We start from the raw sequence: 13640 nt of genomic DNA, 5'->3' as shown, positions 1-13640 counted from the left end.
CGCTATTCGCTTTCGCCTTCTATCGTGACCCCGCGCCAGAACGCGACATGATCCTTGATCTTGCGCGCCAACGGGCTGGGCTTCGGGTAATACCACCCGGCGTCGGCGTTGACCTGGCCGTCGACCGTCACGTCGTAGTAGTGCGCGACACCCTTCCACGGACACAGCGATTCAGTCTTGCTGTCGGTGAAGAACTCGCGTCGCAGGGACTCCGGCGGAAAGTAGTGATTGCCCTCCACCCGAACGGTGCGCGGCGCCTCGGCCAGCACCGCACCGTTCCATACGGCTCGGATCATGTTGCCGTCACCGCGATTACACGTTGCGGGCCTGCAACTTCGGGGACTCCGGATCGAGCCCCCACACCAGCACCCGCCGGGGATGGATCCGGATCATCGCGCCGTTTTCGGTGGACAGGGCCTCGCCCTCCCCGCGAATCTCCAGCCCTCGGGGACGCCACGGATCGATGCTGGCCAGGTCGTCGACAACCAGGGTCACGCGGGGATCGTTCTCTACATTGCGGAGTTTGCGACTGCCCGCCATCGCCTTCCCACCGATGTCGATGGTGCCCAGTTCGGCGTTGTACGCGAACCGAATCGGACGGACTTGTGGGGATCCTTTGGGGGTCACCGTGCCGATCCTGCCGAGCCGCTGGCTGGACAGGTACTCGATTTCGGTGTCGGTGAATACAGCCATCGGCCTTGCTCCTCTACAACGGGCGGACGGGGGGGATCCGGGTCAATAGATCGAAGCGGAGTGGACGACAGTGTAGGAGCCGACGGACGCACCGGTCAATGAGGATCAGCCCAGATAATCCTCGTCGCTCACCTGTTCCAGCCAATCGACGAAGCGCCCGTCAACCTCGTCTTGAACGGCGATGTGGGTCATCGGTGTGCTGGATGTGGCGCCATGCCAGTGTTTGACCCCGGCCGGCGTCCAGACCACGTCCCCGGCATTGATCTGCTCCCTGGCCCCGCCCCACTGCTGCACCCAGCCGGTGCCGGAGGTGACGATCAGCCGCTGCCCGGCGGGATGCGTGTGCCACACACTTCGGGCACCGGGGGCGAACGTGAGTTGTCCCGCATGGGCGTTCGAGTCGCCAGCCGGCCCGAAGAGTGGGTTCATCGTCACGTCGCCGGTGAAGAACTGGGCCGGCCCGTGCATGGCCGGGCGATCCCCCGCATGAGTGATCTGCATTTCCGGCTCTTGTTCGTGCATGACCTGCCCTCCTCCGTAGAGAAATACCGTATAGAGGATAGGGACGCGCAGCCTAGAGTTCTAGCACCACTTTTCCGAGCACGCCGCCGTCGCCCGGGCACCGGAGCGCGACGCGCGCATCAAACAACGGATACCGTTGTAGCAGATGCGGTTTCAGTCAGGGCCAAACTCATCGGCTTCACCGGCTGCCCAGCCACTGGCCCTGGGAACCAGCATGGCCAGCACTGTGGCACAAAACAATCGGTCACACCTCCACCGCGTGACCAACGCCACCCGACCCAACGACCAGGAACTAACAGGAAAAGCTGGGGGCAGACCAGCGGAACAGCCATACCCCAGCCCACTTAATTCAAGATCAAACAATCAACCGATCACGCCACAAGGTCCATCGGTGGTTTGAGGCTAAGTCGGCAAGCAAAATGAAGGTCCGCCTCGCCCCTGAACTGAATTCACTATTGAAGTTCACACCGTATCCGATAAACCTTCATAAATGATTTCGCGGCATTTCGCCGACCCGGCGTATGCCGCTACACTCTTGCCGAATCCCGCTGCCGTGTGGGACGTCAGAAGGGAGAAAAAACTGTGAGCTTCTATGTTCTACCGCCGGAAATAAATTCACTGCGAATGTTCATAGGTGCGGGTCCAGCACCCATGCTGGCAGCCTCGGTCGCCTGGTCGGGCCTGGCGGAAGAATTGACCTCTGCGGTTGAATCGTTCTCTTCCGTAACCACCAATCTAACCGGCCATGCATGGCAAGGCCCGGCTGCTGCGTCGATGCTGCGTGCAGCTACTCCCTACCTTGCATTCCTGCAAGCAAGCGCCGACCAGGCCCATAGCGCATCCAAAAACGCCCAAGTGGTGGCGAGAGTATTTGAGAATGCAAAGAACGCCATTATTCATCCGGAGGTCGTCACGGCCAACCGCCAGGCCTTCAAGGAGTTGGTGCGCTCGAACTGGTTCGGGCTTAACGCTCCCGCTATTGCGGTGGCAGAGAGCGTCTACGAGGAGTTTTGGGCCGCCGACGTCGCTGCGCTTGTCAGCTACCACACCGGCGCATCCGCAGCGGCCGCACGGTTGGCACCTTGGGCGGCGGTCGCCGACCTTCCGAACCTGGGCATTGGCAACATCGGCAGCTCCAATCTTGGCAACGGTAATACCGGCAACGCCAACATCGGCAACGGCAATACAGGCACCTCAAATGCGGGCGGCGGCAACAATGGCAACAACAACGTTGGCAGCGGAAACTTCGGCAGCGACAACTATGGGTCCGGTAACCGGGGCAACGGGAACATCGGGTTTGGAAACAGCGGCGTGGGCAATACATTCTTGATACCTAGATCGGGCGATCACAACGTCGGCATCGGCAATGCGGGTAGCAACAACATCGGCTTCGGGAATACTGGATTCGGCAACTGGGGCGCCGGCAACTATGGAAGCAACAACATTGGCTTCGGCCTCAACGGCAATAATCTGGTTGGCATAGGCAACGCCTACTATGATACGACGAACGGACAGTTCACCTTCACCGGCCTGAATTCGGGAAGTGGCAACATCGGATTTGGAAATTCGGGTACCGGCAACATTGGCTTTTTCAACTCAGGCGACGGCAACGTTGGCATATTCAGCTCTGGCGCCAATATAGCACCGGCTGATGTGGGTAAGGTCCAAAGCCTCGGGATCGGAAACTCTGGTTTTGGTAACATCGGCCTCGGCAACTCAGGGCTCGGAAACTTCGGCTTAGGGAATTCCGGCTCGCTCGATACCGGGTTCGGAAACTCAGGCAACTTAAACACTGGCATCGGAAACGCGGGCAGCATTAACACGGGTTTCTGGAACTCTGGTGATATCAACACCGGAAATGGAAACTCCGGCAGCATCAACACTGGCTTGTGGAACGCTGGCGACGTAAACACGGGTTTCGGAGTCACCACCAACAGTGGCCAGCTCCACTCCGGCTTCAACAACACCGGCAATCGGGGAAGCTCGGGCTTCTTCAACACGTCAAGTGGCGGAGTGACAAACGGTGGCAACTCGGGCTTCGGGAATGCAGCCAGTGGTGCTACAAATACGAACGGCGCCAGCTCCGGACTCTTCAATGCTGGTGTGACGGGTCCTTTTGGGCCGTTCGCGAGTGGACTTTTCAGCGGAGTGAACTCTGGGTTCTTGAACACGGGCACCGGTGTCGCCGGCTTATTCGGTCTCACAAAGCTATTGGAGAATTTGTAGTCCGCCGCTGACCGGACGGGGCGCGACGCTGTCCACCGGCGTCGGCAGCGCTGTTCCGGCGAACATGGCGCAGGAATCCGCGGCCTACGGTTCCAGAACCACTTTGCCGAGCACTCCGCCGTCATCCAGGCACTGCAGCGCGGCACGGGCCTCCGAGAGCGGATAACGCTGTGGCGGCGGCGGTTTCAGCCCGAGCGCGACCAGTTGGTTCAGACCCGAGGAAAACACGACCGCCGAACCGGGGACCTTGTTCAGGTATTCGCCCCAGGCGACGCCCAGCACGCCGATGTTGCGCAGCAACAACCGGTTGACCGACAGTGTCGGGACGCTACCCGCCGCGAACCCGATCACCAGCAACTTGCCGTCGATGGCCAGCGCGCGGATCGCGTCGTCGAAGGTGCGGCCGCCGATGGGATCGACGACGATGTCCACACCTTGGCCGTTGGTGTATTCATGCACCCGCTCCACCCAGCCGTCGGACAGGTGCAGCACCCGGTCGGCGCCGAGGGCGGTGACGTAGTCGATCGCGGTTTCGCGGTGCACCACGCCTATCACCTGACTGGCGCCCATCGCCTTGGCGATTTGAACGGCGGCGGTACCCACCCCACCGGCAGCACCGAGCACCAGCACGGTCTGACCCGGCCGCATCACCGCCCGCCGGGACAGCGCGAAATACATGGTGTTGTAGTTGACCAGCAGTGACACCGCCTCGGCATCGTCGAGCTCGGCGGGACTAGGGATCACGTGGGTAGCCGGAACCGCCACCTGCTCGGCATAGCAGCCGAGCACACCGAATGCCGAAACGCGCTCGCCCACACGGAATCCCGAGTCCGCCGGCGCTGAGCGCACCACACCGGCACATTCCATGCCGGGGACGAACGGGGGCGGCAGCTTGAGCTGGTATTTGCCTTTGGTCAGCAGCAGGTCCGGGAAGCAGACGCCGGCGGCGCGTACCTCGACGACGATGTTGCCACCGTCGTCGGATACGTCGTCGATATCGGTATAGACTAAGCCGGCTGGCCCGGAAAGCTCTTGAACGACAGCGGCTTTCATTAAAGTTAGAGCTTGAATCCAGCTTTGGTAGCCGCCGAGAGGTCGGTGATCTCGCCCCAGTGGTCCGCCACATCCTGAACCGTCGGCGGTTTGTCGAAGTTGGCGCCCTCGTTGCCGAATAGCGCGACGCGTTGCACCTTGCCGCCGCCGACGACGAACACCGATGCGTTGTCCGGGCATTCCTCGGTGCACAGGTAGGCCACCACCGGCGCGACGAACTCCGGCGTCAGCTTCTCCAGCACCTCCTTGGGCATGATGTCCTCGGTCATGCGGGTGGCGGCGATCGGGGCGACGGCGTTGGCGTGGATGTTGTACTTGGCGCCCTCCAGCGCCAGCGTGTTGATCAACCCAACCAGACCGAGTTTGGCTGCGCCGTAATTGGTTTGACCGAAGTTGCCGAACAGCCCGCTGGTGGACGTGGCGACCACGACGCGGCCGTAGCTCTGCTCGCGGAAGTGGGGCCATGCCGCGCGGATGACGTTGTAACCGCCGTACAGGTGCACCTTGAGGACGGCGTCCCAGTTCTCCGAAGTCATCTTGTGGAAAGTGCCGTCGCGCAAGATGCCGGCGTTGCTGACCACGCCGTGCACGGCGCCGAACTCGTCGAGCGCGGTCTTGATGATGTTGGCGGCCCCGTCGGCCTCGGCGACGCTGTCGTAGTTGGCGACCGCGCGACCTCCGCCGTCCCGGATCTCGGCGACCACCTGGTCGGCCATGGCCGATCCGCCGCCCGTGCCGTCACGGGCACCGCCGAGGTCGTTGACGACGACGCTGGCGCCCTCCCGGGCCAGGGTGAGGGCGTACTCGCGGCCCAATCCCCCACCGGCTCCGGTCACTACGACAACGCGATCCTGCACTCCGGGCATCAGCTTCCTCTCTGCTGGTCTGCTGGCTATCAGGGTGAAGCGCCAGCACCAGGGACCTGGTGCCGGCGCGGACGAAATCCAGGCTAGAACAGCTTGCGCGCCAGCTTGAAGGCCCGCTCGGTGTAGGGCGGGTAGATCATGCTGGAGAAGTCGGGCCGGGTCGGCTTGGTCAGCACCGACTTGCGGTGACTGAACTCGTCGAAGCCCCACTTGCCGTGGTATGCGCCCATGCCAGAGGAGCCGACACCGCCGAACGGGAGCTTGGCCGTCGACACCTGGAAGGCGATGTGGTTGATCAGCATGCCGCCGGCTGGCACTTCCCTGATGAAACGCTCACGGACGGCCTTCGACTTGGTGAACAGGTACGCCGAGAGAGGCTTCGGCCGGGCGTTGATGAAGGCGATCGCCTCGTCCAGGTTCTTGACGGTCAGCACCGGCAGGATCGGCCCGAAGATCTCGTTCTGCATCAGCGGCCCGTCCTGGGCCGGGTCGACGACCACCGTCGGCTGGATCCGCAGAGTGGACGCATCGCACTTGCCACCGACGGCAACCTTCGATGTGCCGTCGGCCTGCGCCTCGGAGATGTAGCCGCTCAACCGGTTGAACTGGCGCTCGTTGACGATGCGCATCCCGTCCTGGTTTTCCTTGGCACGGAACTTGGTGATGGCCGCGCTGATCTTGTCGACGAGTTCATCGCGGATCGACGCGTCGGCCAGCACATAGTCCGGCGCGACACACGTTTGTCCGCCGTTGAGGATCTTCAGCCAGGCGATCCGTTTGGCCGCGACGTCCACGTCGCCATCGGCGGCCACCACCACGGGGCTCTTGCCGCCGAGTTCCAAGGTGACCGGGGTCAGATGCGGTGCCGCACCCTCGTAGACCTTGCGGCCGATCTCGGTGCCGCCGGTGAACATCACGCGGTCCAGGCCCTGTGCGATCAACTCCTGGCTGACCATGCCGTCGCCCTCGATGACCGCGACCGCATCGTTGTCGAGGTACTTGGGGACGAGTTCGGCCATCAGGTGTGAGGAGGCCGGGGCTAGTTCCGACGGCTTGAGAATGACGGCGTTGCCCGCGGCCAGCGCGCCCACGGCGGGACCCAGCGTCAGATAGAAGGGGTAGTTCCAGGCGCCGATGACCAGCACCGTGCCGTACGGCTCGTACTCCACCCAGCCCCGGCCCGGCAGCTGAGGAGCCTCCAGCAGCAGATATTTGCGCCGCATCCACTTCTTCAGCTTCTTGGCCGCGTACTTGGCCTCGCCGGCGGTCGTGGCGATGTCGGCGATGAACGCCTCGACGTGGTTGCGGTCGAGGTCCTCGGCCAGCGCCGCGGCGATGGCGGGTTCGTTCTCCTCCACCAGCTTCGTGAGCTGCTGCAGTTGCCGCTTGCGCCACTCGTAGCTCCGGGTGCGCCCGGTGGCGAAGGTCTTGCGTAGCCGGGCCACCGTGTCGGCGACACTGGGTTGCACGGTCTCGTGCCCGTTGGCGGGCGTAGTCGCAGCCTTCGGCAGGGAATCGGTGGTCATCGTTGTCCTTCCTTCCCCGAGGTGCCCGCAGCCGGTAGCGCGCGGTCGCTCATCGGTGATAACCGTGATCCTAGTCACCCGGCCCTGACTGCTCTAGGACGGCAACCGGAAAGATCAGGCCAAGGGGCCTGGGTTCCCCGGCGCGGGACCTGGATCAGGACCTGGTCGCGACAACAAAACCGTTCTGAAACGGTCCGGCGTCGGCGTGCGGCGGACGGCCCAGGCGGATCGCCTCGTCGCGGGCGTCGACCGTAGCCGTCCCCCAGCCGTGCGCGGTGAACCAGCCGGCCGGGTCGGGGCGGCCCTCGTCGTCGAACCAGAGGTCGAACGGGTCGAACGAGGTGTCTTCGCCGCGGGCTTCGCGCCTGGCCCGCAACTGCGCCCACCGTTCCTGCGCCTCTTGGCGCCGCTCGGTATCCACACCGAATATCTCCACCGCGATCCGGCTGCCCGGCCCGCTCAGCGCGTCGATCGCGCCGAACATGGACTCCTGCGCTTGGGCCGGCAGGAACGGCAACAATCCCTCGGCCAGCCAGGCCGTCGGGCGATCTGCGTCGAAACCGGCGTCACGCAGGGCTTGCGGCCAGTCGTGACGCAGGTCGACTGCCACGGCCCGGCGGTCGGCGCGCGGCGCGGCACCGTGGCGCGCCAGGGTCTCGGCTTTGTATTCCAGCACCTTGGGCAGGTCGATCTCGTACACCGCGGTGCCGGCGGGCCACTGAAGCCGGTAGGCCCGCGAATCCAGACCGGCCGCCAGGATCACCACCTGGCGGATGCCGGAGGCCGCCGCCTCGGCGAAGTACGCGTCGAAGAAGTGTGTGCGGACGGCCTGGTAGTCGATCATCTGCTGCGAATCGACGGCGTATTCGGGATCCTCGTCGGGTTCGGCAGTCCACCACGCGGCGACCTGCTCGCGAACGCCGGCCAGCTCAGGTGTCGACACCAGCGGCTCAGCGAACTCGTCGCGGATCAGCGGGTCGGCGCTCGCGGTCTCGGCGGCCCGGGCCAGCGCCACCATCACCGCGGTGGCGCCCACGCTCGTTGCGATGTCCCACGAGTCGTCCGCAGTGCGCGGCATTAGCGGCGCTCGGCCGTCACGAACTCGGAGAATGCGTCTTTGTCGTCGGCCATCGGTACTCCGGCGACCCAGCGGCCCAGCCGCTGCATCTCATCCCCCGAGCTGACCGCGGTGGCCCGCCACCCGTGGTTGTTGAGCCAGTCGGCGACGGCCGCCCGGTGTTCGTCGCGGTACATCAGTTCGCCGACGTCGATGGTTTCCTCGAGACCGATCTGCTCGGCGATCTTCTTGAACCTTGCCCGCATCTGCTCGCGCCGCTCGTCGGCGTGCGAGGCCGCGGTCTCGGCGGCGATCCGGCTGCCGGCCGGGCTCAGCTCGCCGATCAGGGTGAACAGCCGGTCCTGCGCCTCCGCCGGCAGGTACATCAGCAGCCCCTCGGCCAGCCACGCGGTGCGCGCAGCCGGGTCGAACCCCGCTTCACGCAGCGCGGAGGGCCAGTCCTGTCGCAGGTCGACGGCCACCGCGCGGCGCTCGGCCGAGGGCGTGACGCCGTTGTCGGCCAGGGTCGCGGACTTGTACGCGAGCACCTGCGGCTGGTCGATCTCGTACACGGTGGTGCCGGCCGGCCAGTCCAGTCGATAGGCACGCGAGTCCAAACCCGACGCGAGAATCACCACCTGACGGATGCCTGCGGCGACCGCGTCGGCGAAGAAGGTGTCGAAGAAATTGGTCCGCACCGCCTGATAGCCGCGCATGTGCCGCACCATCGCGGCTGCTTCGGCGTCCAGCGCCTCGATTCTCGCCGCAACCGCCGGGTCGAGCATGGCCTCCCACAACACGCCGGCATTGGCGTTGGTGACCAGCATCTTGGCGTAGGGATCGCGGATCAGCGCATCGGGCTGGTCGGTTTCGACGGCCCGGGCGGCCGCCACCATCACCGCGGTGGTACCGACGCTGGTCCTGATATCCCAGGTGTCGTCGTGGCTGCGCAGTGTGCTCATTGCCGTACTCCTCGCATCAATCTGCTGGTGATGGCCTCGTCGGCCAGGTCCGGTGGCACCGGCCGGCCCCGACGGGCCATTTCCTGATGGTTGTCTACGCAGCGCACCTGCCAGCCATGGTCGGTCAGCCATTGCGCGGGATCGGAGCGGTGCGGCTCCTGGTAGGTGAGGGCTTCGACGTCGACGTCCAGCCCCAGCCGGTCGCGCATTCGGTTCCAGCGCTGCTTGTTGGCGGTGACTTTCATGTTGAACGCCTCGACGGCCAGCCGGCTGCCCGGCACGCTCAGTGCGGTGCACATCTCGAAGAGCCGGTCCTGGGCGTCGCTGGGCAGGTAGGCCAATAGGCCCTCGGCCAGCCACGCGGTGGGCCGGTCGGGGGCGAAGCCGGCGTCGACCAGTGCTGCCGGCCAGTCCTCGCGCAGGTCGACCGCGACGGCGTGCCGACCCGCGGTCGGCCGGGCACCGTGCGACCCCAGTATTTCGGCCTTGTATTCCAAAACTTTCGGCTGGTCGATCTCGTAAACCTGGGTGCCGGGCGGCCAGGGCAACCGGTAGGCACGCGAGTCCAGGCCCGCGGCGAGGATCACCACCTGCCGGATACCGGACTCGGTTGCCGAGCCGAAGTACTCGTCGAAGTAGTGGGTCCGCACCGCCTGGTAGTCGCAACCCACGCGGTGCAGCCGCTGCCCGTGCTCGTCGCCGTCGAGCCAGGCCATCTGGGCATCAGCCAACCGGGCCCAGGCCGGCCCGGCCGCGGACACCAGCAAGGCGGCGAATTCGTCGCGAATCAGCGGGTCCGGTCCCGCGGTTTCCACTGCCCGCGACGCCGCCACAGCCAACGCGGTAGCGCCCACACTTTCGGTGATATGCCAGCTGTCGCCGGCGTTTCGCAACGAGGGCGAGTCGAGATCAGTCATGACGCGACCATGGTACCTAATAAGTTAGGTAACCTATGCGCTTTGTGTGTCAGGTCACCGCGGCTGGACCCGAGCCCTCCACAAGCCACCCGTGATCAACTGCTGCAGCGTGCCCAGGATGTCCTGCACCTCGGAGTAGCTGCCCACGAATCCGGCATAGAAGCCGACCCCGCACAGCATCATCACCAGCGCCTCCGCCAGTACGGCGGCGTCGGTGCCGGGGGCGAGTTCGCCGCTCGCGATGGCATCGCCGACCGCCGTGATCAGCCAGTCCCGTGTCGTGGACACCGCGTCGTTGTCGTCCCGCTTCAACTCGGGATGCCGTTGCGACTCCAGCACAGCGGTGGCCAGAAATGCCGCGGTGCAAGGATTTTGCGCGTCTGCCTCCAACGCGACCGAGATGAACGCGGCGAGCCGGCCGGCCAGGGTCTGCTCGCAGCGCGCCCGCTCGATGCCGGCGGTCACCACGAGATCGTTGGTGCGGTCGGCCACCTCGGTGTAGAGCACCCGTTTGCTGGCGAAGTAATGGTTGATCGCCGGCCGGGTCAGATCCGCCCGGAGGGCGATGGCCTGGAACGTCGCCCCGTCATACCCGCGTTCGCTGAACACCTGTCGCGCGGCGCGCACGATGCGCTTACGTGTGTCGTCGGCTTTTGCGGCGGGGGGACGCCCGGGTCCCCGACTTGCCAGCTGAGGCATTACTAGAGTGTGCCACCGCCACGGTGTGGCATCAGAGCGTTCGGCGGGATGCTGCCAAACTTCCCGGCCTGATAGTCCTCCAGCGTCTCGATGACCTCGGCGCGAGTGTTCATCACGAACGGTCCGTAGTGGAACACCGGCTCCCGTATCGGGCGTCCGCCCAGCAGCAGCACGTCCAGTGCCTGCTTGCGCCGCGGATCTGCCGCCACGGTAATCCGGTCACCCGGCCCGAGAACGGCCAACTGACCTTGCTTGACGGGGTGGCCGACCGGGCCTACGGATCCCTGCCCGGACAGCACGTAGACCAGAGCGTTGAAGTCACGACGCCACGCCAGGTTGAGACGCGCACCGGTTTCGACCGTGGCGTGGGCCATCGTGATCGGAGTGTGGGTGACGCCCGGTCCGCGGTGACCGTCGATGCCGCCGGCGATCAGCCGGATCAGCGCCCCGCCGTCCTCGGTGGACAGCAGCTTCACGTCGGCGCCTTCGATGGCCTGATACCGGGGGGCGGCGAACTTGTCCCGCTTCGGCAGATTCACCCACAGCTGGATGCCGTGGAAGAGGCCGCCGCTGGCCACCATTTCGGCCGGCGGAGTCTCGATGTGCAGGATCCCCGCTCCCGCAGTCATCCACTGCGTCGCACCGTCGGCGATCAGGCCGCCGCCGCCGTGTGAGTCCTGATGAGCGAATTTTCCGTCGAGCATGTAAGTGACGGTTTCGAAGCCGCGGTGCGGATGCCAGTCGGTACCGCGCGGCTCGCCCGGCTCGTACTGCACCTCGCCCATCTGATCCATGTGGATGAACGGGTCCAGGGCGGCAGTGCCGACCCCGGCGAAGGCACGGACCACCGGGAAACCCAACCCCTCGTAGCCCCGGGGGCCCGCGGTGACCGAGCGGACCGGCCGCTCGGTGTCCGCCGGCCCGGCCGGGGCGACTCGCGGCAAGGTAAGGGTGTCTGCGGTGACAGCGGGCATTAGGACCTCCTGGATTCGACCTATCCATATAACCGGACTGTGGTCCGCTTATTCCCAGGGCGGGAGCTGCTAACCTCCCGGACATGCCGGAGGAGCCGAAAGAGGCGCCGCCCGCGTCCGCCGGCGGGCGGTTCGGCGCCTCCATCAGGAACGCGGGCTACCTGCGCAAGTGGCTGCTCCTGGGCCTGACCATCGGGGTCATCTCCGGCCTCGGCGCAGTCGTCTTCTACCTGGCCCTGTGGTACACCGGCGAGTTCCTGCTCGGTTATCTCGCGGGCTATCACGTCCCCACCCCGCTGGGCGAGGGAGGCAGCCGCGGCTCGGCCGGGTTCGTCCGACCGTGGGCCATTCCCCTGGTGACGACAGGCGGGGCGCTGCTCTCGGCGTTCGTCGTGGCCAAGCTGGCGCCGGAGGCCACCGGCCACGGCACCGACGAGGCCATCGAGGCCGTCCACACCGATCCGCGCGCCATTCGCGCGCGCGTCGTGCTGGTGAAGCTGGTGGCCAGCGCGCTGACCATCGGCTCCGGCGGGTCCGCCGGACGGGAAGGCCCCACCGCCCAGATCTCGGCGGGATTCTCGTCGTTGCTCACCCGCCGGCTGGGCCTGTCCGACGAGGACGGCCGGGTCGCGGTGGCGCTCGGTATCGGGGCCGGAATCGGAGCCATCTTCGCCGCGCCGTTGGGCGGAGCGGTCCTCGCCGCATCGATCAGTTACCGCGACGACTTCGACTACCGCAGCCTGATACCCGGCTTCATCACCTCCGGTACGGCATACGCGGTGCTCGGGTCGTTCCTCGGTTTTGACCCGCTGTTCGGCTACATCGACGCCGAGTATCGATTCGAGCGGGCCTGGCCGCTGCTGTGGTTCGTGGTGATCGGCCTGGCCGCGGCGGCGGTCGGCTACCTGTACGCGCGGTTCTTTCACACCACGGTGGCACTGGTGCGCCGGCTTCCCGGCGGTCCCATCGTCAAGCCCGCGGTGGGCGGGCTGCTGGTCGGCCTGCTGGGCCTGGCGATCCCGCAGATCCTGGGGAGCGGCTACGGCTGGGCGCAGCTGGCCGCCGACCGCAATTCGCTGATGTCGATCCCGCTGTGGATCATCGTCGTGCTGCCAGTCGCCAAGATCGTCGCGACATGCCTGTCCATCGGCTCCGGCGGATCGGGCGGTCTGTTCGGGCCGGGCATCGTGATCGGCGCCTTCGTCGGGGCGGCGATCTGGCGGCTGGGCGAGCTGGCCGGGCTGCCCGGCGTTCCCGAGCAGCCGGGCGTCTTCGTCGTCGTCGGGATGATGACCTGCTTCGGCAGCGTCGCCCGCGCCCCGCTGGCGATCATGATCATGGTCGCGGAGATGACCGGCTCGTTCTCGGTGGTGCCCGGAGCGATCCTGGCGGTCGGGGTTGCGTCACTGCTGATGTCTCGCACCAACGTGACCATCTACGAGGCGCAACGGCTGAATCGTCAGACGGCCGAGGCCGAGCGCGCGAGGCGAGAAGCCCCTGGCGGATCGGCCGAGAACTGACTCTCGCCCGGGCCCGAGGGGCTACTTGCCTTTGTCCCGCGCGGCGCGGGCGGCGCCCTTCTCGGACGTGGCTCCCTGATGGTCGAGCTTGCCGCCCGCGCTCTCCAGATGGGCGCGCACGAACCACTGATACTGCTCGAGTTGACCCGTGTGACCGATCAACAGGTCCTGAGTGACCGGGTCGAGGTCCTCGGTCTCTTCGATGCCTTTGCGCAGGTCCTCGATCACACCGGTATAGACGAGATCCAGCGCCGCCAGATGCGCCTGCACACAGTCGCGGCCGAGCGAATAGTCGTCCCAGGTGCGGTCCCGCACGATCGCCCCCGGAGTGCCCTCCGGCGAACCACCGAGCGCAGCGATTCGCTCGGCAACCTCATCGGCATACCCGCGCACCTCCTTCACCTGCGGGTCGAGCATTTCGTGCACGCCGATGAAGTTCGGGCCGACCACGTTCCAGTGCACGTGCTTCAACGTCAGATGCAGATCGTTGTAAGTGCTCAACTGCTTCTGCAGCAGCTCGACGAGCCGCGCGCCCTGCTTGTCGGTCAAGCCCGGAATGGTGAACTCCGCCATCAGTTTTCCCTTCGATATCGCTTCGCTTCTAGTCCTGTGCAGCGAGTACCCG

Annotated in this window: 14 protein-coding genes; 2 read left to right on the top strand and 12 right to left on the bottom strand. The window is 65.8% G+C overall.

What is annotated here, in order from left to right; translation table 11 throughout:
• Nucleotides 1–2: 2 nt before the first annotated feature.
• The 3 genes from AC5Y7D_RS06060 to AC5Y7D_RS06050 form a co-directional block, all read right to left on the bottom strand.
• Nucleotides 3–296, bottom strand: a complete 294-nt coding sequence (locus AC5Y7D_RS06060) for a DUF427 domain-containing protein (protein ID WP_499922396.1) — start codon at nt 294–296, stop codon at nt 3–5.
• A 16-nt stretch (nt 297–312) separates the two neighbouring features.
• Nucleotides 313–693, bottom strand: a complete 381-nt coding sequence (locus AC5Y7D_RS06055) for a PPOX class F420-dependent oxidoreductase (RefSeq protein ID WP_499922395.1) — start codon at nt 691–693, stop codon at nt 313–315.
• A gap of 105 nt (nt 694–798) precedes the next feature.
• Nucleotides 799–1215 (bottom strand): (R)-mandelonitrile lyase, encoded by a 417-nt coding sequence (locus AC5Y7D_RS06050; protein WP_499922394.1) that lies wholly within the window; start codon nt 1213–1215, stop codon nt 799–801.
• Nucleotides 1216–1797: 582 nt separating this feature from the next.
• Between AC5Y7D_RS06050 and AC5Y7D_RS06045 the strand changes: the two genes are divergently transcribed.
• A complete protein-coding gene (locus AC5Y7D_RS06045; protein WP_499922393.1) occupies nt 1798–3441 on the top strand; it encodes a PPE domain-containing protein in 1644 nt (547 codons plus the stop codon).
• 84 nt (nt 3442–3525) lie between these two features.
• On the opposite strand, the gene AC5Y7D_RS06040 is transcribed toward AC5Y7D_RS06045, so the two are convergent.
• From AC5Y7D_RS06040 to AC5Y7D_RS06005, 8 genes are all read right to left on the bottom strand, one after another.
• Nucleotides 3526–4494 carry an NADPH:quinone oxidoreductase family protein gene (locus AC5Y7D_RS06040; protein ID WP_499922392.1) on the bottom strand — a complete coding sequence of 323 codons (969 nt, stop codon included), beginning with the start codon at nt 4492–4494 and terminating at the stop codon, nt 3526–3528.
• Between the two features lie 5 nt (nt 4495–4499).
• Nucleotides 4500–5360 carry an SDR family NAD(P)-dependent oxidoreductase gene (locus AC5Y7D_RS06035; RefSeq protein ID WP_499922391.1) on the bottom strand — a complete coding sequence of 287 codons (861 nt, stop codon included), beginning with the start codon at nt 5358–5360 and terminating at the stop codon, nt 4500–4502.
• 83 nt (nt 5361–5443) lie between these two features.
• Nucleotides 5444–6886 carry an aldehyde dehydrogenase family protein gene (locus AC5Y7D_RS06030; protein WP_499922390.1) on the bottom strand — a complete coding sequence of 481 codons (1443 nt, stop codon included), beginning with the start codon at nt 6884–6886 and terminating at the stop codon, nt 5444–5446.
• A gap of 154 nt (nt 6887–7040) precedes the next feature.
• Nucleotides 7041–7964 (bottom strand): class I SAM-dependent methyltransferase, encoded by a 924-nt coding sequence (locus AC5Y7D_RS06025; protein WP_499922389.1) that lies wholly within the window; start codon nt 7962–7964, stop codon nt 7041–7043.
• On the bottom strand, nt 7964–8896 hold the full coding sequence (locus AC5Y7D_RS06020) for a class I SAM-dependent methyltransferase (protein ID WP_499922458.1): 933 nt from the start codon (nt 8894–8896) through the stop codon (nt 7964–7966). The genes AC5Y7D_RS06025 and AC5Y7D_RS06020 overlap by 1 nt, the downstream gene beginning before the upstream one ends.
• Nucleotides 8897–8901: 5 nt before the next feature.
• Nucleotides 8902–9822 (bottom strand): class I SAM-dependent methyltransferase, encoded by a 921-nt coding sequence (locus AC5Y7D_RS06015; protein ID WP_499922388.1) that lies wholly within the window; start codon nt 9820–9822, stop codon nt 8902–8904.
• 54 nt (nt 9823–9876) lie between these two features.
• Entirely contained in the window at nt 9877–10521 is a 645-nt protein-coding gene (locus AC5Y7D_RS06010; RefSeq protein WP_499922387.1) for a TetR/AcrR family transcriptional regulator, read from the bottom strand.
• 2 nt (nt 10522–10523) lie between these two features.
• Nucleotides 10524–11495, bottom strand: coding sequence for a pirin family protein (locus AC5Y7D_RS06005; protein ID WP_499922386.1), 972 nt, complete (start codon nt 11493–11495; stop codon nt 10524–10526).
• Between the two features lie 83 nt (nt 11496–11578).
• Between AC5Y7D_RS06005 and AC5Y7D_RS06000 the strand changes: the two genes are divergently transcribed.
• Complete coding sequence (locus AC5Y7D_RS06000; protein WP_499922385.1) at nt 11579–13015, top strand: chloride channel protein; 1437 nt, start codon at nt 11579–11581, stop codon at nt 13013–13015.
• 21 nt (nt 13016–13036) lie between these two features.
• On the opposite strand, the gene dps is transcribed toward AC5Y7D_RS06000, so the two are convergent.
• Nucleotides 13037–13588, bottom strand: a complete 552-nt coding sequence (gene dps, locus AC5Y7D_RS05995; protein WP_499922384.1) for a DNA starvation/stationary phase protection protein Dps — start codon at nt 13586–13588, stop codon at nt 13037–13039.
• Nucleotides 13589–13640: the final 52 nt, after the last annotated feature.

This window comes from Mycobacterium sp. NGS49, from assembly GCF_059812565.1.
Note: the sequence above shows the minus strand (reverse complement) of the source record. Positions and strands in the feature narration are given on the sequence as shown.

Coding starts and splice junctions, on each gene's coding strand:
- AC5Y7D_RS06050 (WP_499922394.1), bottom strand. CDS start 1,215: ATGCACGAACAAGAGCCGGAAATGCAGATCACTCATGCGGGGGATCGC.
- dps (WP_499922384.1), bottom strand. CDS start 13,588: ATGGCGGAGTTCACCATTCCGGGCTTGACCGACAAGCAGGGCGCGCGG.
- AC5Y7D_RS06055 (WP_499922395.1), bottom strand. CDS start 693: ATGGCTGTATTCACCGACACCGAAATCGAGTACCTGTCCAGCCAGCGG.
- AC5Y7D_RS06025 (WP_499922389.1), bottom strand. CDS start 7,964: ATGCCGCGCACTGCGGACGACTCGTGGGACATCGCAACGAGCGTGGGC.
- AC5Y7D_RS06060 (WP_499922396.1), bottom strand. CDS start 296: ATGATCCGAGCCGTATGGAACGGTGCGGTGCTGGCCGAGGCGCCGCGC.
- AC5Y7D_RS06010 (WP_499922387.1), bottom strand. CDS start 10,521: ATGCCTCAGCTGGCAAGTCGGGGACCCGGGCGTCCCCCCGCCGCAAAA.
- AC5Y7D_RS06040 (WP_499922392.1), bottom strand. CDS start 4,494: ATGAAAGCCGCTGTCGTTCAAGAGCTTTCCGGGCCAGCCGGCTTAGTC.
- AC5Y7D_RS06035 (WP_499922391.1), bottom strand. CDS start 5,360: ATGCCCGGAGTGCAGGATCGCGTTGTCGTAGTGACCGGAGCCGGTGGG.
- AC5Y7D_RS06030 (WP_499922390.1), bottom strand. CDS start 6,886: ATGACCACCGATTCCCTGCCGAAGGCTGCGACTACGCCCGCCAACGGG.
- AC5Y7D_RS06015 (WP_499922388.1), bottom strand. CDS start 9,822: ATGACTGATCTCGACTCGCCCTCGTTGCGAAACGCCGGCGACAGCTGG.
- AC5Y7D_RS06000 (WP_499922385.1), top strand. CDS start 11,579: ATGCCGGAGGAGCCGAAAGAGGCGCCGCCCGCGTCCGCCGGCGGGCGG.
- AC5Y7D_RS06005 (WP_499922386.1), bottom strand. CDS start 11,495: ATGCCCGCTGTCACCGCAGACACCCTTACCTTGCCGCGAGTCGCCCCG.